General features: G+C 52.7%; 20 protein-coding genes and 1 pseudogene. 3 read left to right on the top strand and 18 right to left on the bottom strand.

Annotation, left to right across the window (positions count from 1 at the left end):
* Positions 1 to 20: 20 nt before the first annotated feature.
* From nuoI to truC, 16 genes are all read right to left on the bottom strand, one after another.
* Positions 21 to 500 carry an NADH-quinone oxidoreductase subunit NuoI gene (gene nuoI / locus TW89_RS07765; protein ID WP_002216341.1) on the bottom strand — a complete coding sequence of 160 codons (480 nt, stop codon included), beginning with the start codon at positions 498 to 500 and terminating at the stop codon, positions 21 to 23.
* 55 nt (positions 501 to 555) lie between these two features.
* Positions 556 to 951: a GFA family protein gene (locus TW89_RS07770; protein WP_003676990.1), complete on the bottom strand. Its 396-nt coding sequence runs from the start codon at positions 949 to 951 to the stop codon at positions 556 to 558.
* 75 nt (positions 952 to 1,026) lie between these two features.
* Positions 1,027 to 2,103 carry an NADH-quinone oxidoreductase subunit NuoH gene (nuoH, locus tag TW89_RS07775; RefSeq protein ID WP_002228932.1) on the bottom strand — a complete coding sequence of 359 codons (1,077 nt, stop codon included), beginning with the start codon at positions 2,101 to 2,103 and terminating at the stop codon, positions 1,027 to 1,029.
* 2 nt (positions 2,104 to 2,105) lie between these two features.
* On the bottom strand, positions 2,106 to 4,367 hold the full coding sequence (nuoG, locus tag TW89_RS07780) for an NADH-quinone oxidoreductase subunit NuoG (protein ID WP_128581073.1): 2,262 nt from the start codon (positions 4,365 to 4,367) through the stop codon (positions 2,106 to 2,108).
* Between the two features lie 69 nt (positions 4,368 to 4,436).
* Positions 4,437 to 4,781 (bottom strand): complement resistance protein TraT, encoded by a 345-nt coding sequence (locus TW89_RS07785; RefSeq protein WP_225522193.1) that lies wholly within the window; start codon positions 4,779 to 4,781, stop codon positions 4,437 to 4,439.
* Between the two features lie 50 nt (positions 4,782 to 4,831).
* Positions 4,832 to 6,127: an NADH-quinone oxidoreductase subunit NuoF gene (gene nuoF, locus TW89_RS07790; protein WP_128581075.1), complete on the bottom strand. Its 1,296-nt coding sequence runs from the start codon at positions 6,125 to 6,127 to the stop codon at positions 4,832 to 4,834.
* A gap of 57 nt (positions 6,128 to 6,184) precedes the next feature.
* A complete protein-coding gene (nuoE, locus tag TW89_RS07795; RefSeq protein WP_128581076.1) occupies positions 6,185 to 6,658 on the bottom strand; it encodes an NADH-quinone oxidoreductase subunit NuoE in 474 nt (157 codons plus the stop codon).
* Between the two features lie 53 nt (positions 6,659 to 6,711).
* Positions 6,712 to 7,089 (bottom strand): pyruvate kinase, encoded by a 378-nt coding sequence (locus TW89_RS07800; protein WP_283114691.1) that lies wholly within the window; start codon positions 7,087 to 7,089, stop codon positions 6,712 to 6,714.
* Positions 7,090 to 7,221: 132 nt separating this feature from the next.
* Positions 7,222 to 8,478, bottom strand: a complete 1,257-nt coding sequence (nuoD, locus tag TW89_RS07805; protein WP_128581077.1) for an NADH dehydrogenase (quinone) subunit D — start codon at positions 8,476 to 8,478, stop codon at positions 7,222 to 7,224.
* Positions 8,468 to 9,061 (bottom strand): NADH-quinone oxidoreductase subunit C, encoded by a 594-nt coding sequence (locus tag TW89_RS07810; protein ID WP_002216335.1) that lies wholly within the window; start codon positions 9,059 to 9,061, stop codon positions 8,468 to 8,470. Before TW89_RS07810 ends, nuoD begins: the two co-directional genes overlap by 11 nt.
* Positions 9,062 to 9,073: 12 nt before the next feature.
* Positions 9,074 to 9,556: a NuoB/complex I 20 kDa subunit family protein gene (locus TW89_RS07815; protein WP_002215610.1), complete on the bottom strand. Its 483-nt coding sequence runs from the start codon at positions 9,554 to 9,556 to the stop codon at positions 9,074 to 9,076.
* Positions 9,547 to 9,903: an NADH-quinone oxidoreductase subunit A gene (locus tag TW89_RS07820; protein WP_070606431.1), complete on the bottom strand. Its 357-nt coding sequence runs from the start codon at positions 9,901 to 9,903 to the stop codon at positions 9,547 to 9,549. Before TW89_RS07820 ends, TW89_RS07815 begins: the two co-directional genes overlap by 10 nt.
* Before the next feature lie 359 nt (positions 9,904 to 10,262).
* Positions 10,263 to 10,727 carry a hypothetical protein gene (locus TW89_RS07825; RefSeq protein WP_128581078.1) on the bottom strand — a complete coding sequence of 155 codons (465 nt, stop codon included), beginning with the start codon at positions 10,725 to 10,727 and terminating at the stop codon, positions 10,263 to 10,265.
* A 137-nt stretch (positions 10,728 to 10,864) separates the two neighbouring features.
* Positions 10,865 to 12,322, bottom strand: coding sequence for an oligopeptide:H+ symporter (locus TW89_RS07830; protein WP_128581079.1), 1,458 nt, complete (start codon positions 12,320 to 12,322; stop codon positions 10,865 to 10,867).
* Positions 12,323 to 12,521: 199 nt separating this feature from the next.
* Positions 12,522 to 13,625 (bottom strand): peptide chain release factor 2, encoded by a 1,104-nt coding sequence (gene prfB, locus TW89_RS07835; RefSeq protein ID WP_003681666.1) that lies wholly within the window; start codon positions 13,623 to 13,625, stop codon positions 12,522 to 12,524.
* A 97-nt stretch (positions 13,626 to 13,722) separates the two neighbouring features.
* A complete protein-coding gene (gene truC / locus TW89_RS07840) occupies positions 13,723 to 14,439 on the bottom strand; it encodes a tRNA pseudouridine(65) synthase TruC (RefSeq protein WP_049328752.1) in 717 nt (238 codons plus the stop codon).
* 140 nt (positions 14,440 to 14,579) lie between these two features.
* Here truC and TW89_RS07845 point away from each other — a divergent pair, with 140 nt between their 5' ends.
* Complete coding sequence (locus TW89_RS07845) at positions 14,580 to 15,308, top strand: TIGR00730 family Rossman fold protein (RefSeq protein ID WP_128581080.1); 729 nt, start codon at positions 14,580 to 14,582, stop codon at positions 15,306 to 15,308.
* Positions 15,309 to 15,417: 109 nt separating this feature from the next.
* Here TW89_RS07845 and TW89_RS07850 read toward each other — a convergent pair whose 3' ends face one another.
* Entirely contained in the window at positions 15,418 to 17,274 is a 1,857-nt protein-coding gene (locus tag TW89_RS07850) for an ABC transporter ATP-binding protein (protein WP_128581081.1), read from the bottom strand.
* Between the two features lie 227 nt (positions 17,275 to 17,501).
* Complete coding sequence (gene sstT, locus TW89_RS07855; RefSeq protein WP_128581082.1) at positions 17,502 to 18,725, bottom strand: serine/threonine transporter SstT; 1,224 nt, start codon at positions 18,723 to 18,725, stop codon at positions 17,502 to 17,504.
* 447 nt (positions 18,726 to 19,172) lie between these two features.
* Between sstT and TW89_RS07860 the strand changes: the two genes are divergently transcribed.
* Positions 19,173 to 21,014, top strand: a complete 1,842-nt coding sequence (locus TW89_RS07860; RefSeq protein WP_128581083.1) for an autotransporter assembly complex protein TamA — start codon at positions 19,173 to 19,175, stop codon at positions 21,012 to 21,014.
* A 78-nt stretch (positions 21,015 to 21,092) separates the two neighbouring features.
* A pseudogene (locus TW89_RS07865) lies at positions 21,093 to 25,240 on the top strand (translocation/assembly module TamB domain-containing protein).
* The last annotated feature ends 200 nt before the right edge of the window (positions 25,241 to 25,440 follow it).

The following is a 25,440-nucleotide window of genomic DNA, read 5'->3' on the forward strand; positions in this document are numbered from 1 at the left end:
TTCCAAGAAGCCCAAAAGCATTAACGATACGGCGCGTCAGCGGCTTTGCGTTTGGCGATTTCAGCTTCGTATTTGTCGCCAATGGCCAAAAGAATTGGCTTGGTCATGTGCAAGTCGCCTTTTTTCTCGCCGTGGTATTCAAAAATATGGGTTTCTACAATCGCATCGGTCGGGCAGGCCTCTTCGCAGAAACCGCAGAAGATGCACTTGGTCAGGTCGATGTCGTAACGCTTGGTGCGGCGGGTGCCGTCTTCGCGTTCTTCCGATTCGATGTTAATCGCCATTGCCGGACAAACTGCCTCGCACAATTTACACGCAATACAGCGCTCTTCGCCGTTCGGATAACGGCGTTGCGCGTGCAGGCCACGGAAACGCACGGATTGCGGCGTTTTTTCTTCGGGGAAGTAAATCGTGTCTTTGCGGGCGAAGAAGTTTTTGAGCGTTACGCCCATGCCTTTCACCAATTCGCCCAGCAGGAAGGTTTTTACTAAATTAGCCATTTTCGGATGCTCTTTTCGGATTGTTCTGTTTACAGGCCGTCTGAAAGCGGTTTTTTTAACCTGCCGCGCCCACCATTTCTAAAAACTCGGCTTCGGTCAGCTTCGGGGTATCGTTGGCCAAGTCATAATACGGAGCTTTGCAATCAATAAAGATTTGTGAGGTAGTTTCAAAGCCCGCGTTGTCGGCAAACAGCCCGGCGTTGATGTAATAATCGTTGCCAACCTGCACAAACAGGTGTGTGCCGCAGTGTTTGCAAAAACAGCGTTGCGCCCATTCGGACGACTGATAATGCGCGATGTGCTCGCTGCCTGTGATTTCGGGCGACCGGGCGGCCAAAGTAAAAGACGCGCCGCTGCCCCATGTGCGGCATTTCCCGCAATGGCAGGCGTGGAGTTCGCGGTTTTCGGCGGTTTCCAGTGATACTGCGCCGCACAGGCATTGAGCTTTCATCAGTTTCTCTCGGTTTGAAACGGTTAAAAATTTGGGGTTCAGGCTACCTGAAAACTTTCAGACGGCCTCCCTGCCCTATTTCCACAAATTCAGCGGTGAAATCATCCACACGCCCAAAACCACGATGTAGGCGAAGCCGATGGGAATCAGCACTTTCCAGCCCAAACGCATGATTTGGTCGTAACGGTAGCGTGGGAAGGTTGCACGGATCCACAGATACCAGTACAGCACCGCCGCCATTTTCACGAACATCCAGAATGCGGAAGGCGTACCGATAAAGCCCCAGCTTTGTGGGAACGGAGACAACCAGCCGCCGAGGAACATCAGCGATGTCAACGCGGCAATCAGAATCATGAAAATGTATTCGGCGAGGAAGAACAGTGCGAATGCGAAGCCGGAGTATTCGACGTGGTGACCGGCAACGATTTCAGATTCACCCTCTGCCACGTCAAACGGCGCGCGGTTGGTTTCGGCAACGGCGGAAATCAGATAAACGATGAAGATGGGGAAGAGCGGCAGCCAGTTCCAAGAGAATACTGAACCGCCGGCAATACCTTTGGCTTGCGCGGCAACGATGTCGGAGAAGTTCATGCTGCCCGATACCATCACGACGCACACCAGCGCGGCACTCATGGCAATCTCGTAGGAAATGCTTTGCGCGGAAGCACGCATTGCGCCCAAGAACGAATATTTGGAGTTAGAAGCCCAGCCCGCGATGATCACGCCGTAAACCGACAGCGAGGTAATCATCAGGATGTACAAAAGACCGATATTGATATTGGTCAGCACCCATTCTTCGTTGAACGGAATCACCGCCCACGCCGCAAAAGACGGTGCAAGCGACATGATCGGGCCGATATAGAATAGGGCTTTGTTTGACAGCTTCGGACGGGTTACCTCTTTAAACAAGAGCTTGAACACGTCGGCAAACGGCTGAATCAGACCCCACGGGCCGGTTACGTTCGGGCCGACACGAAGCTGCATAAAGCCGATGACTTTACGTTCGAAATATGTCAGATAGGCAACGGTCAGAATCAGCGGAATCAGGATAATCACAATTTTGACGATGACGGATACCACCAAACCTACGGTGATACCCAAATCGCCCAGACCGAGCGTTGCGGCAAAGAGGTTTTGGAACCATTCTTGCATGATCAAGCTCCCGCCAGTTCAATAGTGTCCATCAACGCACCCAGCGCGGCATTTTCGGTATGCAGCGGCAGATGCACCACGTTTTCAGGCAAACCGGTATCGGCTTTGACTGCAACCGATACGCTTGCGCCGTTTTGTTTGGCGACAGCGGTTTGTCCGTCTTGCAGGCCCAAGCGTGCCAATGTGTTCGGATTTACACGCGCGGCAGGCACGGCGGCATGGCTGGTTTCTTGCAACGGTGCGGAACGGCGCACGATAGAATCAGTATGATAAATACCGACGCCGCCGACACGGACGAGGCGGTCTGAGGCCGTCTGAACGCCCTCCCCTGTCCATGTGCTGCGGTTGTCCAGTTTGGACGGCAGACTTTCTGCATCCAGCGCATCTTTCAGAATCGCAGCGGTATCATGGTATTCAAAACCTTTCAGGTCAAACAGGTTGCCCAATACGCGCAATACTTTCCACATCGGACGCGAATCGCCGAAGCCTTGTACCACGCCATGGAAGGATTGCAGACGGCCTTCCATATTGATGAAGCTGCCTGAGGTTTCGGTAAACGGCGCAATTGGCAACAATACGTCGCACACATCCAGCAGCGTTTCGCTGACAAACGGTGTAAACGCCATCACGCTTTTCGCCTGTTTCAACGCGGCTACGGCTTTTGCACCGTCAACCGTATCGATTTCAGGCTCGATGTTGAGTAGCAAGACTGCCTGTTTCGGCGCATTTGCCATTTCGGCAACGCTCTCGCCGGAGTTCACGCCCAAGACATCCGCACCAACGCTGTTGGCGGCTTGCGGCAAAATACCCAGCACCGCGCCGGTTGCGTCTGCCAGCTCTTGCGCGGCGGCATAAATGGCGGCGTAATCAGAATGGTTTTGCACTTCCGCACCCAAAATCACCGCTGCTTTTTCAGCGTTTTTCAGGCTGGCGGTAACGGCGTGTTCCGCATTGGCAGACAGGTTTTTCAGACGGCCTGCCCACTCGTCGGGATGTACGGCTTCTTGAGACAGAAGCGGCATAAACAATTCTTCTTTACTGCTGGCCAATACGCTCAAGGCCATACGGTCTTTGGCGGCGCGGCGCAGGCGGGCGGTCAGGAGCGGCTGTTCTTTGCGCAAGTTCGCACCGACTACCAATACGGCATCGTTGTCAGCCAAAGATTCGATGCTTTGCCCCAACCATTGCGCACCTTTAAAGCCGTCTGAAAGACGTTTGTCTTGTTGGCGCAAACGGGTAGCAAAGTTTTTAACACCCAAGCCGTCGGCGAGTTTTTTGGCCAGATACAGCTCTTCAACCGTATTCATCGGATTGGCCCAAATGCCGACTTGGTTTTGGTTGTCGTCTTTGGCGATACATTCAATCGCGCTGCGGACATATTCCAACGCGGTTTTCCAATCCACGTCCATCCACTCACCGCCCTGTTTGATTTTCGGGTTTTTCAGACGGCTTTCGTGATACAGGCCTTCGTAGGCGAAACGGTCGCGGTCGGACAGCCAGCATTCGTTGATGGCTTCGTTTTCCAGCGGCAACACGCGGCGGACGGTATGGTCTTTGGTTTGTACAATCAGATTGCTGCCCAAAGCGTCATGGGCGGAAACGGATTTGCGGCGGTTCAATTCCCAAGTACGCGCGTTGAAGCGGAACGGTTTGCTGGTCAATGCGCCGACAGGACACAAATCGATGACGTTGCCTGACAATTCGGTTTCCACTGCTTTGCCGATAAAAGGCATGATTTCGGAATGTTCGCCGCGGTTGGCCATGGCGATTTCTTGCACGCCGGCGATTTCTTCAGTGAAACGAACGCAACGGGTACAGTGGATACAACGGCTCATTTCCTCGGCGGAAACCAAAGGACCCATGTCCTTGCCGACGACAGAACGTTTTTCTTCGGTATAGCGGCTGGTGGTTTTGCCGTAGCCCATCGCCAAATCCTGCAACTGGCATTCGCCGCCTTGGTCGCAGGTCGGACAATCAAGCGGATGGTTGATGAGCAGGAACTCCATCACGCCTTCTTGCGCCTCTCGGGCTTTTGCCGAATGCGTACGCACAATCATGCCGTCTGTAACCGGCGTGGCACAGGCGGGCAGAGGTTTGGGGGCTTTTTCCACGTCCACCAAACACATACGGCAGTTGGCGGCGATGGAAAGTTTTTTGTGGTAACAGAAATGCGGGATATAAGTACCGAGCTTGTGCGCGGCTTCAATCACCGTCGCGCCCTGCTCCACAGATACCTGTTTGCCGTCGATTTCGATTTGTAACATGGTTCGTTCCTAGTTACGGATATTTAGAGGTTTGCAAATAAACTCTACTCTTTATTAGCAATTACTTACTCATTGCTCACTAAAAGTATGTTCGCACGAATGACATTTGAAATTAGATAGAACATTAGAATCAACAACTTCCCCCAGCATAGCACCAGAACCTGCTCCCGTAGTTGCACCAGCTATTGCTCCTAAAACACCCCCTGCAACAGCACCAACAGTAGCTCCAGTAGCTGCACCTACAGGTCCCGCAAATAATCCTATTACAGCTCCGGCTTTGGCACCTGCAGCTGCCCCAGCACTACCTGCTATGTATCCTCCGACCCCACCTGCTACACCGCCTATACCAGCACCAGCTCGTTTACCATAATTTAATTTTTCAATGTTTTCAGAACCACATTTTGGGCACTGCATAACTATCCTTCCATCAAATAATTTCTAATTCTTCTTTAAATAGACAGATCTTAATACCACTTATGCCCTTTCATCGGTCCGCCGTGTTCGATGTAATGCACAAACTCATCACGGAAATGCTTGGTAAAGCTGCGGACGGGGAAGACGGCGGCATCGGCGAGGGCGCAGATGGTGCGGCCTGCCATTTGATTACCGATGGAATCCAGCAAATCCAAGTCTTCCATGCGGCCTTTGCCTTCTACGATGCGGTGGACGATGCGGTAGAGCCAGCCCGTACCTTCTCGGCAAGGCGTACATTGGCCGCAAGACTCGTCGTAGTAGAAGTAGCTCAGGCGCTCAAGGGCTTTCACCATGCACACGTCTTCGTCCATGACGATAATCGCGCCGGAACCCAGCATGGAGCCGGCTTTAGAAATCGAGTCATAGTCCATATTGGTCTGCATCATGATATCGGCAGGCAAAACCGGTGCGGACGAACCGCCGGGAATAACGGCTTTGAGTTTTTTACCGCCTCGCATACCTCCCGCCATTTTCAGGACTTCGGCAAACGGCGTACCCAATGGCACTTCATAGTTGCCCGGACGCTCGACATGGCCGGAAATACAGAACAATTTGGTACCGCCTGCATTCGGAATACCTTTATCGGCAAATGCCTGTCCGCCGTCACGGATAATGAAGGGGACGGAGGAGAATGTTTCGGTATTGTTGATGGTGGTCGGTTTGCCGTACAGGCCGAACGAAGCAGGGAATGGCGGCTTAAAGCGCGGCTGGCCTTTTTTGCCTTCCAACGATTCAAGCAATGCGGTTTCTTCGCCGCAAATATATGCGCCGTAGCCGTGGTGGGCGAAAAGTTCGAATTCAAAATCCGAACCCAAAATATTTTTACCCAAAAAGCCTACGGCACGCGCCTGCTCCAAAGCGGCTTCAAAGCGTTGATAGCCTTCAAAAATTTCGCCGTGGATATAGTTGTAGCCGGCTTTCGCACCCATCGCGTAACCGGCAATAATCATGCCTTCAATCAGGGCATGAGGATTGAACATGATGATGTCGCGGTCTTTAAATGTGCCCGGCTCGCCTTCGTCGGTGTTGCAAACCACATATTTTTCGCCCGGGAAGGAACGGGGCATAAAGCTCCATTTCAAACCGGTCGGAAAGCCCGCACCACCACGACCGCGCAAACCGGAGGTTTTGACTTCGTCAATCACATCGGTTTGCGAGATGTTTTCGGACAGGATTTTACGCAGGGCGGTATAGCCGCCACGTTTGACGTATTCGTCCAATGTCCAGCAGTCGGGATTGGCGGTATCCACTTGGTCAAAAATCACGCCTGATTGGTAAATAGCCATTTTTGGTGTGCCTGTTTGTTTTCGTATCGGTTGCAGCCGTTGTTTTCAGACGGCCTTTTATTTCAGTTCGGCAAGTTTCTTGTCAATTGCTTCTTCGGTCATAAAGCTGCACATACTGTGGTTGTTGACCAGCATAACCGGAGCGTCACCACATGCGCCCATGCATTCGCCTTCGACAAGGGTAAATTTGCCGTCAGGGGTGGTTTCGCCGTAGCCGATACCGAGTTTTTGTTTGAGGTATTCGCCGGTAGCCATACCGCCGCGCAGGGCGCAGGGCAGGTTGGTACAAACGGTCAGTTTGTATTTGCCGACGGGCTCAAGGTCGTACATATTGTAGAAAGTAGCGACTTCGTAGGCTTGTGCAGGCGAGATGCCGATATAGTCTGCGACAAAGGCGATGGTCTCGGGAGCAAGCCAGCCTTTTTCGGTCTGGGCAATACGCAATGCGCCCATAATGGCGGAGCGGCGTTGGTCGACAGGATATTTTGCCAACTCGATGTCGATTTGTTGCAACGATTGTGCGGATAACATGGTTTTATTCTCGATAAAATGATGGGCGGGTTCCAGACAGCCTGAAGACTAATTTAAACGGTTAAATCCACTCTTCGTTTTGCAAATGATTTCACTACGGCTTCATACCATTGTTTAATGGTTTGAGTAGTTTCCACATCATCGTTCTTACAACGTTTTAATGTGCCGCGCACATCTTTCAATGTTTTCGGTTCAATCGCCCAATCTAAAACACGAATAGGACGGCGATTCACAATCCAACCCGTACTGGAATTAGTATCGTTAGTAACTTTATATGCCCCACCCGTAACTTGGACAAGCGCAATCAGCTCTCCCCCGCGTTTTATTGCAACAATGTCATTGACCTGAATTTCATTGATAAAACGGTTAATTTGTTTTTCTCCGCCTTCCCATTGCCCTAGCCCAATAATTTTTTTTGCTCTAAAATCCAATCAATGTTCTCAGAGAACTCAATTTCATCAGTTGGGTGCATCTGCATATGCCAAAAATTCATTTCTAATATTCCTCGTATTTATTTGCCCAGCTTTCAGGCAGCCTAAACAGTGCAGGCTGTTTTTTGCAGCTTATCTATCTACTTCCCCGAATACGATGTCCTGCGTACCAATGATGGCAACGACGTCGGCCAGCATGTGGCCTTTTGCCATTTCGTCCATGCCTTGCAGGTGGGCAAAGCCGGGTGCGCGGATTTTCAGGCGGTAGGGTTTGTTCGCGCCGTCTGAAATGATGTAAACGCCGAACTCGCCTTTCGGATGTTCGACAGCGGTGTAGGTCTCACCCTCGGGAACGTGCATACCTTCGGTAAAAAGTTTGAAATGGTGAATCAGGTCTTCCATACCTGTTTTCATTTCGGTACGTTTGGGCGGAGCGAATTTGTGGTTTGCGGTGATGACCAGGCCGGGATTGACGCGCAACCAGTCGGCGCATTGTTTGATGATGCGTACAGATTGACGCATTTCTTCCATACGGCAGAGGTAACGGTCATAGCAGTCGCCGTTGACGCCGACGGGGATGTCGAAATCCATTTTGTCGTACACTTCGTAAGGCTGCGTCTTACGCACGTCCCATTCCACGCCGGAACCGCGCAACATCACACCGGTAAAGCCTTTTTGCATGGCGCGCTCAGGAGTGACAACGCCGATGCCGACGGTACGCTGTTTCCAAATACGGTTGTCGGTCAGGAGGGTTTCGAGTGTATCGATGTTTTTGGGGAAACGTTCACAGAAGGCGTCGATGAAGTCGAGCATGGTGCCTTCGCGGGATTCGTTGAGCTGCTTCAATACTTTGGCGTTGCGGAATTTGCTGCTCTCGTATTTAGGCATGAAGTCGGGCAGGTCGCGGTAAACGCCGCCGGGACGGAAGTAGGCTGCGTGCATACGCGCGCCGGAAACGGCTTCGTACAAGTCCATCAGCTCTTCGCGGTCGCGGAAGGCGTAAAGGATGGCGGTCATCGCGCCGATGTCGAAGGCGTGCGAACCGATGCCCATCAAGTGATTGAGGATGCGCGTTACTTCGGCAAACATCACGCGAATATACTGGGCGCGGATAGGCACATCGATACCGGCAAGTTTTTCTACTGCCAAACAATACGCCTGCTCATTGACCATCATGGAAACGTAGTCCAAGCGGTCCATATAGGGCAAGGCTTGCAGATAGGTTTTGGTTTCAGCCAGTTTTTCAGTACCGCGGTGCAGGAGGCCGATGTGCGGATCGGCACGGACGATGGTTTCGCCCTCCAACTCCAAAATCATACGCAATACGCCGTGCGCCGCAGGGTGTTGCGGGCCGAAGTTGATGGTGTAGTTTCTTAATTTATTGGCCACCGTAGTTCTCCTCACGGACGATACGCGGCGTGATCTCGCGCGGCTCAATGGTAACAGGTTGGTAAATCACGCGTTTTTGCTCTTCGTCGTAACGCATTTCCACATAGCCGGAAATCGGGAAGTCTTTGCGGAACGGATGTCCGACAAAGCCGTAATCGGTCAGAATGCGGCGCAAGTCCGGGTGGTTGTTGAACATGATGCCGTACATATCAAAGGCTTCGCGCTCGTACCAATCCGCGCTGTTGTAAATATCGACTACGGATTCGACCACGGGGAAGTCGTCGTCTGAAACCCAGACGCGTACGCGGATGCGTTGATTGTTTTTAACGGAAAGCAGCTGACTGACGACGGCAAAGCGTTTGCCCTGCCATACTTCGTTTTTGTAAGTGCTGTAATCGACACCGCACAAGTCAACCAGAAGCTCGAAATGCAACTCTTCATGGTCGCGCAATGCGGTCATGACTGAAATATAGTGTTCGGGCAGACACTCGACGGTAATCTCGCCCAAAGCTGAAATGACTTTGCTTGCCTGATCGCCAAGCACGCCGACGACGGTCTCGTATAAGTTTTGAATGCTTGCCATATCGTCCTCTCCTTACTCGTCACGCGCGATGGTGGAAGTGCGCTTGATTTTTTGTTGGAGCTGAATCAGGCCGTAAATCAGGGCTTCCGCAGTCGGCGGACAACCCGGTACATAAACGTCTACCGGCACGACGCGGTCGGCACCGCGCACAACGGAATAAGAGTAGTGATAATAGCCGCCGCCGTTGGCACACGAGCCCATAGACAATACCCAGCGCGGCTCGGCGAGCTGGTCGTATACGCGGCGCAGGGCGGGCGCCATTTTGTTGGTCAGCGTACCTGCCACAATCATCAGGTCGGCCTGACGGGGGGACGGACGGAAAATGATACCGAAACGGTCAAGGTCATAACGCGCCATACCCGCATGCATCATTTCCACGGCGCAGCAGGCCAAGCCGAAAGTAACCGGCCACAGCGAACCGGTACGCATATAGTTCAGCACCGTATCCGCGCTGGTGGTGATGAAACCTTTTTTCAAAACGCCTTCTATTCCCATTCCAGCGCACCTTTTTTCCATTCGTAAATAAAGCCTACCGTCAGAACGACGATAAACACCAGCATAGACCAGAAGCCGTACGCGCCCAAATCTTTGAACACGACTGCCCACGGCAACATGAACGCGACCTCCAAATCAAACAGGATAAAGAGGATGGCGACGAGGTAATAGCGCACGTCGAACTTCATCCTTGCGTTTTCAAAGGCTTCAAAACCGCATTCGTAAGCCGCGTCTTTTTCGGCATAGTGATGTTTCGGGCCTAAAATTGTGCCGAGCAGAATAAACAGCACGCCGGCCGCAAGGCCGACGAGGATGAATACGAGGACGGGAAAGTAACTGGCCAACATGGTCGTACCTAACTGGTTGACAGACAAATCTTAAAAATAGATTACCATTTTATCGAATTTCAAAAGCCATTTAAAGGTAAATATCAGCAAATCAGCAAAAAAACCTCAATAAATTCAATAAAGTTATGAGAACAATTCTTATTCTTATTTAATATTTCCAAATTTTAATTTCGTTTTAATCATGTATCATTTAATTCGAATTTTCCGCCTGTCCGATTTACTTCAAAAATTTGGAAAACCGCCCTTTTCCAAACCTCAATAAAAACATCAGGCCGTCTGAAAACATTCGGGCAGCCGCCGTCAGAATGAACGGCGGGCTGCCCGGATGTTTTCGCAATCTTTTCAGACGGCCTTTCGGTTTATTTTACCCGTTTGGCGCGGCGGAAAAATTCGTCGGGCGCGGTGGTGCTGCGCAGGGCGTTGTTTTTGTCGAGCTGGATGAAGGATTCCATGCCATCGCTGCAACTGAGTGCCACATCGATGCGCAGGTATTTTTTATTGGGACGGATGGTTTTCAGCACCGCGTTCATTTCACTGCCGTATGCTTTATTGTCCGAGTCTTCGATTTCGATGCTTTCGCGGATGCTTTTGGCCAGTTCTTTGCCGCTTATCCAAGAGCTTTCATGCACATAACCTTTGCTTTTTTGGCCGCACTCGACGGATACATGGGCAAATTCTTTAAAGCCGTTTTTGTTGATGACGAAGTTTCCACCGTCCGTATCGTGCCAGGTGCCGAAGCTTTGCGGATGCGGATTGACGTCGGCGGCTTGCGCGGTGGCAACGGCCAGACTTAGCAGCAGGGGGATGGTTTTCAAGAGTTTCATGGCGGCACTTTCTTTCAGTTGAGGTGGAGGAGTAAAACGGGCCGGGTTTCAGACGGCCTGTTTTACTGTCGGCGTGCAGGCGGTTACAGCAGCCAGCCGCCGTCGTAGTGGCTGAGGAATTCGGCAAAATAGAAAAATCAATCGACACCTTTGAGCATGCGGTTCAATACCGGGGTAAGTACCAGCAGGATACCGCAGGTTACTGCGCCGATGGTGGCCAGCATCCAGTAGAAATCCAATGGTGACTGAGCATTGTAGTAGTCTTTAAACAACACTCCGCCCAAGGTAAAGCCGATGGACAATGCCAAAAAATTCAAAGCAACCATTTGTGTTTTAAACATGCTCGGTGCGATTTTGGTGGAAAACGACAACGAAATCGGCGACAGCATCAACTCGCCTATCGTAATCGCCAGCAACACCAGCATAAACACGATAATCGGCATCGGGGTTCCGGATGAAATATACGGAATGAAACACAAATAAGAGACGCCGGTTACCAACATGGCCAGCGCAAACTTCAACGGCGTTTTAGGTTGGCGCTTGCCCATTTTCGTCCACACCGCGGCCATCACGCCGGAAAAGAGAACCACCCACATGGCCTGTATCGAATCTTTCCATGAAACAGGCACGGTAAAGCCGAAGAAAGTACGGTCAACCGTTTCGTCGAAATAAACCGTTGCAACGGTGTACACCTGAAACCAAACCGCCCAGAACATACAAATGGTCAAAAACAACGGAATATAGGCCATGATGTAACGTTTATTGGCTGCCTCAACCTGGCTGCTGCCCAGCAGACGTGCAAAATAAGCGATAACGGTGATAATGACCACGCCCAAAAGCCAGCGTGAAAAGTTCTCGAGATTGAGCGCGCCGGAAGCAATCACGCTGCCTAACACCAAAACCAGCAACACACCGACAGCTATTGCAGTCTGTACCTTTTCAGGGCGCAACGGATTGGGAGCCGGCGTATGCGGCAGGTTTTTACGGCCGCGCGAATACCACAGCAGGCCAAATGCCATACCGACGGCCGCCGCGGCGAAACCGTAATGGAATCCCATTCTGTCTTGCAAAATACCGGTCAACAAAGGGCCTAAGAAACCGCCGATATTGATGGAAATATAGAAAATGGAGAAACCGGCATCGCGCAATTCTCGCAGGTCGTCCCGTTCATACAAAGAACCGACCATCGAACCGGCAGACGATTTCACGCCGCCGCTGCCCAGCGCAATAAACACCAAGCCCAGCAGCAATCCCATCAAACCCGGCACGATCGCCAATAAAATATGGCCGGTCATCACGACGATGCCAGCGATAAACAGGGTACGTTCCGCACCCCAAATGCGGTCGGCCAACCATGCGCCGAGAATCGTGGACAGGTAAACGCTGCCGCCGTACGCGCCGACAATGCCGCCGGCCAAGGCTTTATCCATACCCAAACCGCCTTGACTCGCGGTGTAATACAGATAAATCAGCAGGATGCCCTGCATACCGTAGAAGGAAAAACGTTCCCACAGCTCAATATGGAATAGGGTGGATAATTGCAAAGGATGGCCGAAGAAAGTTTTCTCGGCAGAAGACAGCTTTTGACCGGACATTTAATAAGTTCTCCTAATATATCGGACAGGATCAGGCTTCAGACGGCCTATTGCACCTACCAATCATTTTTATAGAAACTATATATTACCGCCAATCTTTGCATTTGCAAAACATGTTTTAATATTTGCAAAATAATGTTTCTTTCAAACTGAAAAATGCCGTCTGAAATCTTTCAGACGGCATTTTATGTTTTACGGTTTACACGCCTTGTTTCAGGCTGGCTTCGATGAAGCCGTCCAAGTCGCCGTCCAATACGGCTTTGGTGTTGCCGACTTCGTAGCCTGTACGCAAGTCTTTGATGCGTGAGGAGTCCAAGACGTACGAACGGATTTGGCTGCCCCAACCCACATCGGACTTGCCTTCTTCCAACGCCTGTTTCTCTTCGTTGCGTTTGCGCATTTCCAATTCGTACAGTTTGGATTTCAACATTTCCATCGCGGCGGCTTTGTTGGCGTGTTGCGAACGGTCGTTTTGACATTGCACCACAATCCCTGTCGGCTCGTGGGTAATACGCACGGCGGAGTCGGTTTTGTTAATGTGCTGACCGCCGGCACCGGATGCGCGGTAAGTGTCGATACGCAAATCGGCGGGGTTGATTTCGATTTCGATGGAGTCGTCGATTTCGGGGTAAACAAACACGGACGAGAACGACGTGTGGCGTTTGTTATTGGAGTCAAACGGCGAGTAGCGCACCAGGCGGTGAACGCCGGTTTCGGTACGCAGCAGGCCGTAGGCGTATTCGCCTTCCACGCGGATGGTGGCGCGGTTGATACCGGCAATTTCGCCGTCGTCTTCTTCAAGGATTTCGATTTTGAAGCCTTTGCGCTCGGCGTAGCGGCTGTACATACGGAACAGCATACCCGCCCAGTCTTCCGCTTCGGTACCGCCCGCGCCTGCGGTGATGTCGATAAAGCAGTTGTTCGGGTCGGCAGGCTGGTTGAACATCCGTTTGAATTCGAGGTCGGCCATTTGTTTTTCCAAACCGGCCACGTCTTCCTGCACGGCGGCGAAACCTTCTTCGTCGTTTTCTTCAACAGCCATTTCGATCAACATACGGTTGTCTTCGATGCCTGTGGCGATGTTGTCGAGGGTTACCACGATGCCTTCGAGGATTTTGCGCTCTTTGCCGATTTCTTGGGCGCGTTTGGGGTCGTTCCACAGTTCCGGGTCTTCGGAGAGGCCGACGACTTCTTCAAGGCGGTCTTTTTTGCCTTGGTAGTCCATATAGACGCGGATGTCTTCGCTGCGCTTCTCCAGGTCGTTTAGGGTGTTGTTAAGCTGGTTGATTACTTCGGCTTCCATGATTCTTGTGTTCTTTCAAAATTTTAGGGGCGTATTGTAAGGGATTTGCCTGTTTTTTTCCATGACCGGGCCGTCTGAAAATGTGCGGTTCGGGTTTTCAGACGGCCTCGGTTTTGAATTTTTCCATCCAAAGCCGCCAGTCGTTGTCTATCGGCGCTTGCACGGTCATCCGGCTGCCGTCTTCTATGCTTTGAAAACTGAGGCTTCGCGCGTGCAACATTAAGCGTTGCGTGCCGATATGTTCGGCAACGGCATGGTTTTGGCGCAAATCGCCGTAGTTGGTGTCGCCGACGATGGGGTGGAAAATGTGTTTCATATGGCGGCGGAGTTGGTGTTTGCGGCCGGTGTGCGGCGTGAGTTCGGCCCACGAATAACGCGAGGTCGGATAACGCAGGGCGGATTGGAACGGCAACTCGGTTTGTGCCAGACAACGGTAGGCGGTTTGCGCTTCCTGCAATGTGGCTTCGGTCTGCGCTTCGGCGATTTTGTCGGGCATATATTTGAGGGCGTAATCAATCAGGCCGTCTGAAGGCAGATGACCGCGAACAATCGCCCAATAGGTTTTTTCGATGGTTTTGTTTTCAAACTGCTGCGTCAATAACCGTGCGGCTTCGGTATCGAGTGCAAACAGCAAGACGCCGGAAGTCGGGCGGTCGAGGCGGTGGACGGGATAGACGTGCTGCCCGATTTGGTCGCGCAGGGTCTGCACGGCAAAACGGGTTTCGTGTTTGTCTAACCAGCTACGGTGCACCAGCATTCCAGCAGGTTTGTTGACGGCAATGGTGCGGCTGTCACGGTGGATAATATCGAGCATGGCGGAGCAGTTGAATAAAAGCAGATATTGTAACGGGCTTTTGAAAATGTGGCAGGCACACTTGCCGCCGAAACCCAACTTTCAGACGGCCCGCCTCTTTCGGGTTACAATACTGCACATAAAAACACGAAGGAAAAGCCGTGAGCCTGCTCAAAAAACTGCCTAAACCCATGCTGCCCGACGAAACACGCCGCGATATTCAGGCGCGCGAGTCGTATCATGTATTGAAGATTATTTCCGAATTTGTCGAAGCCGGTGAAGAATTGCGCGCCATTCAGCCGGCCGTCAGCATTTACGGCAGCGCGCGCACGCCTGAAAACCATCCCGACTACGCGTTCACATTGCGCTTGGCGCGCAAACTGTCGGATGCCGGATTTTCGGTAATTTCCGGCGGCGGACCGGGCATTATGGAAGCGGCCAACAAAGGCGCGTTTGCAGGCGCAAGCCCGGCGGTGGGGCTGAATATCGTGTTGCCGCACGAGCAAAAAGCCAATCCGTATCAGGATTTGTCGATTAAATTCCAACACTTCTTCCCGCGCAAAGTCATGTTCGTCAAACACGCTGTGGCATATGTCGTCATGCCCGGCGGTTTCGGCACGTTGGACGAATTGTTTGAAAGCCTGACTTTGGTGCAAACCGGCAAAACGCCCGACCGCCCGATTATCTTAGTGGGAAAAGCATTTTGGGCGGGTCTGTTGGACTGGATACGCGAGCAGTTGCTGGGCAGAAACCTGATTTTGGAAGAGGATTTAAACCTGATCTGCGTCATCGACGACGAAAACGAAATCATCGAAGAAATCTTCGCCCATTACGAAAACCGCTTGGAAGACTTGTCCGAACACCAAAATGCTTGGTCGCTGGGGCTGTAAAAAACTAAGGTTTCAACTGAAAAAGCGGTTATCCCACCTGCCCTTTGCTTCATGAATAAAGGCCGTCTGAAAATGTTTTCAGACGGCCTCTTATCTTCTTTCAAAGCGCTTAATTGTTTTCCCACTCGACATGCTCACTCAAGAAGCCGCCGCTTTGGTGCGCCCAAAGTTTGGCGTACAGACCTTGTTTCGCGAGCAACTCGGTGTGGCTGCCTTCTTCGATGATGCGGCCTTTGTCCAAGACGATGAGGCGGTCCATCGCGGCAATGGTGGAGAGGCGGTGGGCGATGGCAATCACGGTTTTGCCTTCCATCATTTTGTCGAGGCTTTCTTGGATGGCAGCTTCGACTTCGGAGTCGAGCGCGCTGGTGGCTTCGTCAAGCAACAGAATCGGCGCGTCTTTGAGCATAACGCGGGCGATGGCGATACGTTGGCGTTGGCCGCCGGAAAGTTTCACGCCGCGTTCGCCAACGTGCGCATCATAGCCGCGTCGGCCTTTGGCATCGCTTAAGTTAGGAATAAAACCGATGGCCTCGGCGCGTTCGGCGGCGGAAATCATTTCGGCTTCGGTCGCATCGGGACGGCCGTAGATAATGTTGTCGCGGACGGAGCGGTGCAGCAGGGAGGTATCTTGCGTCACCAAACCGATTTGAGCGCGCAGGCTTTCTTGGGTAACGCTGTCCACGTTTTGGCCATCGATCGAAATCGTGCCGCTTTGCGGTTCGTAAAAGCGCAGGAGCAGGTTGACGATGGTGGATTTGCCCGCGCCGCTACGGCCGATCAAGCCGACTTTTTCGCCGGGTTTGATGTTCAGGTTAAAGCCGTTGAGGAGCGGTTTGCCTGCTTCGTAGGAGAAATCGACGTGATCAAACTTGATTTCGCCTCGGGTGACTTTCAGCGGTAGGGCTTGCGGTTTGTCGAGGATGGTGTGGGGTTTGGACAAGGTGGCCATGCCGTCGTTGACGGTACCGATATTTTCAAACAATCGGGCAGACTCCCACATGATGTATTGCGACAAACCGTTCACGCGCAATGCCATAGCCGTGGCAGTGGCTACCGCGCCTACGCCGACTTGGCCGTGATACCAAAGCCAAATGCCCAAGGCGGTCGTGCCTACGGTCAGCGAGCTGTTGACGATAAAGCTGCAGGTGTGCAGCAGCGTTGCCAAACGCATTTGGGCATGGACGGTTACCATAAACTCTTCCATCGACTGCTTGGCATAAGCGGCCTCGCGTGCGCCGTGGGAGAAGAGTTTGACAGTAGCGATATTGGAATAGGCGTCGGTAATGCGGCCGGTCATCAACGAGCGTGCATCAGCTTGGCGTGCAGCGGTTTTGCCGAGTTTGGGAATCAGGAAGCGCATAATCATCGCGAATCCAATCATCCAGCAGATAAACGGCACGATAAGCCAGGCATCGAATGAGGACAGAATCACGCCGGAAGTGATGAAGTACACCAGCACATACACAACCATATCGGCGACGGTCATCACGACATCGCGCAGCGCCAGCGCGGTTTGCATGACTTTGGCGGACACGCGTCCTGCAAATTCGTCCTGATAAAAGCCCAGGCTTTGACCCAGCATCAGGCGGTGGAAATTCCAGCGCAGGCGCATGGGGAACACGCCTTGCAGGGTTTGCAGGCGCACACTGGACGCGAAAAAGGTCCAAACGGCAAAAAATGCCACCATGGCCATCATGCCGATTAATGCATGGCCTTTTTCAACAAAAAGCGTTTGCGGTGTATACGCACCGAGCCAGTCGACCACCTTGCCCATAAATTGGAACATCAAGGCTTCCATGATGCCGACGCCGACCGTAAACACGGCCAACACGGCGATCCATTTGCGCACGCCTTCAATGTTGCTCCAAATAAACCGCCACAACCCTTTTTCTGGCGTTTTCGGAGCGGCTTCGGGATAAGGGTCGATGCGGGACTCGAACCATGAGAATATTTTTTTAATCATTGTTTTTGCAAATGTGATAAGACGGTCAGGCCGTCTGAAAAGAGGTGTTCAAATACATTCAAGACTGTATTTTACGGGAAAAATCCAACTGATGACAGCGGATACCGTCAGTCCGACCAAACCAATCTATCGGCTTGACCATCTAAAAATCCCTTTGCTTTGCATAAAACAAAGGCCGTCTGAAAGTTTTCAGACGGCCTTTGCTGGATTTAGGTTAACCCTAAAAATTACTCTTTACGTTGACGACCTAAATCGGCAGCGGCAGTAAACAAAACGTCGGTGGAAGAGTTCAACGCAGTTTCTGCAGAGTCTTGAATCACGCCGATGATGAAGCCGACAGCAACCACCTGCATGGCCACATCGTTATCGATACCGAACAGGCTGCACGCCAAAGGAATCAGCAGCAATGAGCCGCCGGCCACACCGGATGCACCGCACGCGCTGACGGTGGCCACCAGGCTCAGCAGCAGGGCAGTGGCGAAGTCAACTGTAATGCCTTGCGTGTGCGCCGCAGCCATCGCCAAAACGGTAATGGTGATTGCCGCACCGGCCATATTGATGGTTGCACCCAATGGAATGGAGATAGAGTAAGTGTCTTCGTGCAGACCCAGTTTTTTCGCCAATGCCATGTTCACAGGGATGTTGGCGGCGGAAGAACGGGTAAAGAAGGCATACACGCCGCTTTCGCGCAGGCAGGTAAACACCAGCGGGAAAGGATTGCTGCGGATTTGCGTCCACACAATAATCGGATTGACCATCAAAGCGATAAACAGCATACAGCCGAGCAATACGGCCAACAGCTGCATATAACCGGCAAGCGCTTCAAAACCGGTTTCCGCAATAGTAGAAGATACCAAGCCGAAAATACCCAGCGGCGCAAAACGGATAATCCATTTCACAACGGTCGAAACGGTATCGGCCAAGTCGGCCGCCACTTGGCGGGTCGTATCCGAACCGTGATGACGCAAAGCCGCGCCCAATACCAAAGCCCAAGCCAAAATGCCGATATAGTTGGCATTGGCCAGCGCGTTAATCGGGTTGGCCACCAAATTCATCAGCAGCGTTTTCAACACTTCGACAATGCCGGAAGGCGGCGCAACGGACACATCGCCTGCCGCACGCAGAATCAGCGTGGTCGGGAATGCCATACTGGCGACAACCGCCACCACAGCGGCTGCGAACGTACCAAAAATATACAAAATCAAAATCGGTTTGATGTGGGCCTGATTGCCTTTTTGGTGTTGCGCAATGGCGGCAGTCACCAAAACGAATACCAAAATCGGTGCGATAGCCTTAAGCGCACCGACAAACAGGCTGCCCAGCAGTCCTGCGCTGATACCGACTTGCGGCGCAACTGCGCCCACAAGAATACCTAAAACCAAGCCGATGGCGATTTGTACCACCAGGCTGACGCTGTTGATCGCGTTTAAAAGCGGATTGCCACTTGCCATATCCGTTCCTTCAATTTAAAGATATGTTAAAAAAGTCTTACATTCTAAAATAAAAAATCATTTGTCGGCGAGGTTTTCATGCACACCTCACAAAAACAGCATTAAAGTTTAGCATTTATGACACAGTTGGCACTTTATACCAAAAATACAGTCAAACCCGCTCAAACCCTACTTTAAAGTATGCCCATACCGTTGCTTTACTTCTCTATATCTTGCTTTCAGACGGCCTGAAATCTGCGCCATAAGGCCGAATACAAAGGCAACTTCATCAATCAAAATACAAAAACATAAATATTACAATCAGATAGAAACAAACCAAAATCCGCCCTTACGTCACATTTTGCAACATTATCGCGCTAAATTTCCGTTTATAACCATAGCCTGAAACCTTGCAGAAATAATGTTAAAATCCCCAAACTGAAGAATTGTCGCTGTCGAACACACATCATGACCAAACTGACCTACCCTGTTTTATTTGCATCATTGGCGCTCGCCTACGGACACGCGTTGGCAGTAGATACTTCCGTTCCCAAAGCGGAAGACTACGAGGCCGTTCCCGAATCCGAAATGCCCAAGCAGCCCAAAGACGACCAAACAGGCAAACTCAAGCCCAAATTTCCCGTCAAAATCGACACCCAAGACAGCGAAGTCAAAGAAATGCTTGAAGAATACCTGCCGCTGATTACCCAGCAGCAGGACGAAGAGCTGGACAAAGAGCAGGTCGGCTTCCTCGCCGAAGAGGCTCCCGACAACGTCAAAACGATGCTCCGGACCAAAGGCTACTTCAACAGCAACGTCAATATTCAAGACCACGGCGAAAGCTATACCGTCAACGTCACCCCCGGCCCGCGCACCAAAGTCGACAACGTCAGCGTGGCCATCCTTGGCGACGTATTGAATGATGACAACTTGGCCGAATACTACCAAAATGCGATGGAAAACTGGCAGCAGCCCGTCGGCGAAAACTTCGATCAAGACGGCTGGAGTGCGAGTAAAACCTCCGTCCTCAGCGCGGTAACACGCAAAAAATACCCTTTGGCGAAACTCACTACCACCCAAGCCACCATCAATCCCAATACCCAAAAAGCCGATTTGAACGTCATCGTAGAGAGCAACCGCCCCATTTACTTTGGCGATTTCCAAATTACCGGCACACGCCGCTACCCTGAGAGCGTGGTTTCCGGCATGGCGCGCTTCCAACCCGGTTCGCCTTACGACTTAGACAAAATCCTCGACCTGCAACAGGCGCTCGAACAAAACGGCCACTATTCCGGCGCGTCCGTACAAGCCGACTTCGACCAACTGCAAGGCGACCGCGTTCCCGTCAAAATCAACGTGACCGAAGTCAAACGCCACAAACTGGAAACCGGTATCCGCTACGACTCCGAATACGGAATCGGCGGCCGCATCGCCTACGACTATTATAACCTCTTTAACAAAGGCTACATCGGTTCCATCGTTTGGGACATGGACAAATACGAAACCACGCTGGCCGCTGGTATCAGCCAACCGCGCAACAACCGCGGCAACTACTGGACCAGCAACGTTTCCTACAACCGCTCGACCACGCAAAACCTTGAAAAACGCGCCCTGACCAGCGGTATTTGGTATGTCCGCGACCGCAACAATATCGATGCCCGCTTCGGCCTCGAATTCATTACCGAAGACCGCAAGGTCCCCGACACCAGCTACGATTTAGGCCGAAGCCATGCCACCATGCTGACCGCCTCATGGAAACGGCAAAGCATCGAAACCGAGCTACACCCTCAAAACGGCTACTACCTCGACGGTAAAATCGGGACAACTTTGGGCAAATTCCTTTCCTCCACCCAAATGGCACGCGCCACGGCACGCGCAGGCTATTTCTTCACGCCTGAAAACAAAAAACTCGGTACATTCATCGTACGCGGACAGGCAGGCTACGTTTATGCCCGCGAAGGCGAAGAAGTACCGTCCAGCCTGATGTTCCGTACCGGCGGCGCGACTTCCGTACGCGGTTACGAACTCGACAGCATCGGCTTGGCCGGCCCCAACGGCTCCGTCCTGCCGCAACGCGCCTTGGTGGTCGGCAGCCTCGAATATCAATTTCCGGTCACCAAAAGCTTCTCCGGCGCCATCTTCCACGATGTCGGCGATGCGGCAAGCAACTTCAAACACTTGACCTTAAAACACGGTACCGGCTTGGGTGTGCGCTGGTTCAGCCCGGTTGCGCCGTTCTCCTTCGACATTGCCTACGGCCACCACGACAAAAAAATCCGCTGGCACATCAGCTTGGGCACAAGGTTTTAACAAACATACACCATCCATTCTTTCAGACGGCCTCAGCCATTCCAGGCCGTCTGAACAACAGACAAACAGAAAAATATCATGACCGATACTGCAAACACTTCCACGCCGTCTGAACAACAGCCTGCCCCGCCAAAGCGCAAAAAACGCCTGTTGCGCGGCTTTGTCCTGTCCGCCTTGGGCGTATTGACCGTTTCCGCCGGCGCAATCGGCTGGCTGGTCGGTACGGAATCGGGTTTGCGTTTCGGTTTGTACAAGATCCCGTCATGGTTCGGCGTCAAAATCTCTTCGGATACACTGAAGGGCACGCTGATTGAAGGTTTTGAAGGCGACAAATGGTTGATTGAAACAGACGGTGCGGACATCAAAATCAGCAGCTTCCGCTTTGATTGGAAACCGTCCGAGCTGACCCGTCCTTCCTTGCACATCACCGAAGTCGTGGCCGGCGACATCGCCATCGTGACCAAACGCACGCCGCCTAAAGAAGAAGAGCCTTCTAAAGGCCTGCCCGACAGCATAGACCTGCCCGTTACCGCCTATCTCGACCGTTTGGAAACCGGCAAAATCAGCGTGGGCAAGCGTTTTGACAAGCAGACCGTCTATCTCGACCATCTGCACGCAGCCTATCATTACGACAAAAAAGAACACCGCCTCCACATCAAAACCGCCGACACACATTGGAGCAGCTCGACAGGCGCGGTGGTGCTTGGTTTGAACAAACCCTACGTCCTCAATACCGCCATCTACACCAAAGGCCAACTTGAGGGCGAAACCCTACATGGTACGGTGCGCCTGTGGGGCAGCCTGCAAGACGTATCTACCGACTTGCTACTCGATAGCGACAACGTTCATTTGTCTGCCAAATCCACCATCCACCCATTCGCCGACAGCCTCAACGAAACCGTCGGCGAAATCCTGATTAAAGGTTCCAACATCAATCCGCAGGCCTTCCTGCCCAGCCTGCCCAAAGCGCGCCTGAATTTCGACGCTACCACCATTCCGTCCTTTACCAACGGCGTTGCGCTGGAAGGCTCGATTGACTTGGAAAACGACCAAGCCGGTTTTGCCGATGAAAACCATATCCCCGTCAAACGCATCCTCGGCGAATTCATCGTTGACGATAAAGGCACGGTCATGATTGAAGACATCGGTGTCGACCTGCTCAAAGACGGCAGCATCGACGTATCCGGTTCAATCGATACCGCCCAAGACCAGCTCAAACTCGCACTGGGCATCAACAATACCGGCGCAGACGACTTTGTCCGTCAAAACATCGCAGGCCGTCTGAACGGCAGTATCGACGTCAAAGGCGAAACCTCCTCCCCTGTCGTCAACTGGAATCTCGACAGCGGATTTGCGCGTACAGACGGCATGCTGTTTTTCCAAACCGACAAACAGCTCGGCCAGCGCACACTCAAGCTCGACAAAGTCCGCCTGGTTCCGCAAAACGGCGGCGAACTCAACGCCAACGTCTCGCTCGAACTCTTCAAAGACCGTAAACTGCAACTGGACATCGTCAGCAAAGCCTTCAACCCTGCGCGTATCGATCCGCAGCTTCCGCAAGGCAGCGTCAACGGCAACATCAACTTGACCGGCATACTGGCGCAAGAGAAATTCGCCGGCAAAATGCAGTTCGCACCGAGTACGCTCAACGGCGTTCCGCTCAGCGGCAAAGCCGACGTCGCCTATGAAAACAAACACCTCACGCGCGCCCTGACCGACCTGACCCTCGGCAGCAACATCGTCAAAACCAACGGCAGCTTCGGCAAAAAAGGCGACCGCCTCAACCTCAACATTACCGCCCCCGATTTGTCGCGTTTCGGCTTCGGCTTGGGCGGCCTGCTCAACGCGCGCGGCTACATCTCCGGCAGCTTTTCAGACGGCCTCAAAACCCTTGAAGCCGATTTGAACGGCGAAGCGCGCAACTTCAAAGTCGCCGATACCGTCAACATCCGCATCCTCGACTTCAAACTTAAAGGTTCGCCAGATACCAACCGTCCGTTGAGTGCCGATATTAAAGGCGAACACATCGCCGTCTCCGGCGGCGCGGCCATGATTGACAACGTCAACCTGCTCATCAGCGGCACAGGCTCGCACCACCACATCCGCGGCAACAGCAGCATGGCGGTGGACAACAAACGCTACAAGCTCGACCTCGACGCCACCGGCGGCCTCAACAAAGACCAAACCCAATGGAAAGGCACGGTTGACACGCTCGATATCAACGGCGCGTTCAACCTCAAACTGCAAAACCGCCTCAACCTCGAAGCCGGCAGCGAACGCGTTTCCCTCAGCAGCGCGCGATGGGCGGCCATGGGCGGCAGCCTCAACCTGCAAAATTTCGTTTGGGACAAAAAAGCCGGCATTACCAGTAAAGGCAGCGCGCAAAATCTACACATTACCGAGTTGCACAACTTCTACACCCCGCCCATCGAACACAACCTCGTCTTGGGCGGCGACTGGGATTTGGCGTACAGTCAAAACGCGCGCGGCTTCCTCAACATCAGCCGACAAAGCGGCGACATCATCCTGCCGAGCAAAGATCCGAAAAACAAACAACCTTTGGGACTTTCCGCACTCGCCCTGCGCACCCGTTTCCAAAATGGCCGCATCGACAGCACGCTGGAAGGCAACACCCGCTTCGGCAAAGTTGACGGCACGCTCGGCATCGCCCAACAGTTCGGCAACAACATCAACAACGCCCCCGTCAGTGGCAAAGTCAATATCAGCGTTCCCGATTTGGGCTCGCTCAAATCCTTTATGCCGGCGACAGCCCAAGGCATTGCAGGCCGTCTGAACGCGACCGCCACCATCGGCGGCCGACTCGGTTCGCCCACTGTCAACAGCAACCTCGACCTCCAAACCAATTACGGCCGTGCCGACGGTACCGTCAACATCGGTCAAGGCACCAGCTTCGATACGCCCCTCTGAGCGGCAAACTCAACCTGAACGTTGCCAACCTCGAAGTCTTCCGCAACTTCCTGCCCGTCGGCCAAACCCTCAAAGGCCGTCTGAACGCCGCCGTCAACTTGGCAGGCCGTCTGAACGATCCGCAACTGAGCGGCCTGATTAATGGCGACAACCTCTATTACCGCCATCAAACCCAAGGCCTGATTCTCGACAACGGCGTATTGCGTTCGCGCCTGCAGGGTCAAAAATGGGTGATCGACAGCCTCAAATTCCACCGTGGCGGCACGATTGAGCTCAAAGGCGCGGTCAACCTTGCCAACGCCAACCCCGATGTCGACGTGGACATCATCTTCGACAAATACCGCACCCTCTCGCGTCCAAACCGCCGACTGCAGCTCTCCGGCGCGGCCAAAGTCCTCTACAATCCGGAAAAAGGCGTATCGCTCAACGGCACGCTCAACACCGACTACGGCATGTTTGGTTCGCAAAAATCCTCCATGCCGACCCTCGATGACGACGTGGTCGTACTGGGTGAAACCAAAAAAGAAGCAACGGCCACCACGCCGATTAATATGAACCTTGTCCTGAATATCAACGACAATGTTCGTTTTGTCGGCTACGGCGCAGACGTTACCATCGGCGGCAAACTGGCCATCACATCACGTCCGGGCGAAGCCGTCCAAGGCGTCGGTACCGTGCGCGTTGTCAAAGGCCGCTACAAAGCCTACGGCCAAGACCTCGACATCACCAAAGGATCGGTTTCCTTTGTCGGCCCGCTGACCAATCCAAACCTCAACATCCGTGCCGAACGCCGTCTCTCCCCGGTCGGTGCAGGTGTCGAAGTCCTCGGCAGCCTCAGCAATCCGCGCGTGACCTTGGTTGCCAAGGAAGCCATGAGTGAAAAAGACAAACTCTCCTGGCTCATCCTCAACCGTGCCAGCAGCGGCAGCGACGGCGACAATGCCACGCTCTCTGCGGCCGCCAGCGCACTGCTTGCCGGCCAAGTCAACGACCGCATCGGCCTTGTGGATGATTTGGGCTTTACCAGCAAACGCAGCCGCAACGCCCAAACCGGCGAGCTCAACCCTGCCGAACAAGTCCTGACCGTCGGCAAACAGCTCACCAACAACCTCTACGCAGGTTACGAATACGGCATTTCCAGCGCCGAACAATCCGTCAAACTCGTGTACCAACTGACCCGCGCCATCCAAGCCGTTGCCCGCATCGGCACGCGCTCCTCCGGCGGCGAGTTGAAATACACCATCCGCTTTGACAACTGGTTCGGCAAAGACGAACCCGAGCCGGAAGAACAACACTAAAAGCCGTGAAAAAGGCCGTCTGAAATTCATCTTTCAGACGGCCTTTATCTTGTTCTACCGTATTAGAATCTTCAGCCATGCCTCAAAAAACAAAGGCCAACGGCGCAAGTTTAAAAATAAATGCAGCTAAAAAAGTGAACGGCAAACCATGGCTTATTCCAAGTTAGCAATAAATAAAGCAGATGCAAAAAGGCCGTCTG

The sequence above is a fragment of the Neisseria flavescens genome, assembly GCF_001618065.1.
Taxonomy (GTDB): domain Bacteria; phylum Pseudomonadota; class Gammaproteobacteria; order Burkholderiales; family Neisseriaceae; genus Neisseria; species Neisseria flavescens_A.

Coding starts and splice junctions, on each gene's coding strand:
- TW89_RS07825 (WP_128581078.1), bottom strand. CDS start 10,727: ATGAAACTCTTGAAAACCATCCCCCTGCTGCTAAGTCTGGCCGTTGCC.
- TW89_RS07815 (WP_002215610.1), bottom strand. CDS start 9,556: ATGGGAATAGAAGGCGTTTTGAAAAAAGGTTTCATCACCACCAGCGCG.
- TW89_RS07770 (WP_003676990.1), bottom strand. CDS start 951: ATGAAAGCTCAATGCCTGTGCGGCGCAGTATCACTGGAAACCGCCGAA.
- nuoF (WP_128581075.1), bottom strand. CDS start 6,127: ATGGCTATTTACCAATCAGGCGTGATTTTTGACCAAGTGGATACCGCC.
- nuoH (WP_002228932.1), bottom strand. CDS start 2,103: ATGCAAGAATGGTTCCAAAACCTCTTTGCCGCAACGCTCGGTCTGGGC.
- nuoE (WP_128581076.1), bottom strand. CDS start 6,658: ATGTTATCCGCACAATCGTTGCAACAAATCGACATCGAGTTGGCAAAA.
- TW89_RS07830 (WP_128581079.1), bottom strand. CDS start 12,322: ATGTCCGGTCAAAAGCTGTCTTCTGCCGAGAAAACTTTCTTCGGCCAT.
- TW89_RS07850 (WP_128581081.1), bottom strand. CDS start 17,274: ATGATTAAAAAAATATTCTCATGGTTCGAGTCCCGCATCGACCCTTAT.
- TW89_RS07810 (WP_002216335.1), bottom strand. CDS start 9,061: ATGGCAAGCATTCAAAACTTATACGAGACCGTCGTCGGCGTGCTTGGC.
- truC (WP_049328752.1), bottom strand. CDS start 14,439: ATGCTCGATATTATCCACCGTGACAGCCGCACCATTGCCGTCAACAAA.
- TW89_RS07785 (WP_225522193.1), bottom strand. CDS start 4,781: ATGCAGTGCCCAAAATGTGGTTCTGAAAACATTGAAAAATTAAATTAT.
- prfB (WP_003681666.1), bottom strand. CDS start 13,625: ATGGAAGCCGAAGTAATCAACCAGCTTAACAACACCCTAAACGACCTG.
- nuoG (WP_128581073.1), bottom strand. CDS start 4,367: ATGTTACAAATCGAAATCGACGGCAAACAGGTATCTGTGGAGCAGGGC.
- sstT (WP_128581082.1), bottom strand. CDS start 18,725: ATGGCAAGTGGCAATCCGCTTTTAAACGCGATCAACAGCGTCAGCCTG.
- nuoI (WP_002216341.1), bottom strand. CDS start 500: ATGGCTAATTTAGTAAAAACCTTCCTGCTGGGCGAATTGGTGAAAGGC.
- TW89_RS07820 (WP_070606431.1), bottom strand. CDS start 9,903: ATGTTGGCCAGTTACTTTCCCGTCCTCGTATTCATCCTCGTCGGCCTT.
- TW89_RS07860 (WP_128581083.1), top strand. CDS start 19,173: ATGACCAAACTGACCTACCCTGTTTTATTTGCATCATTGGCGCTCGCC.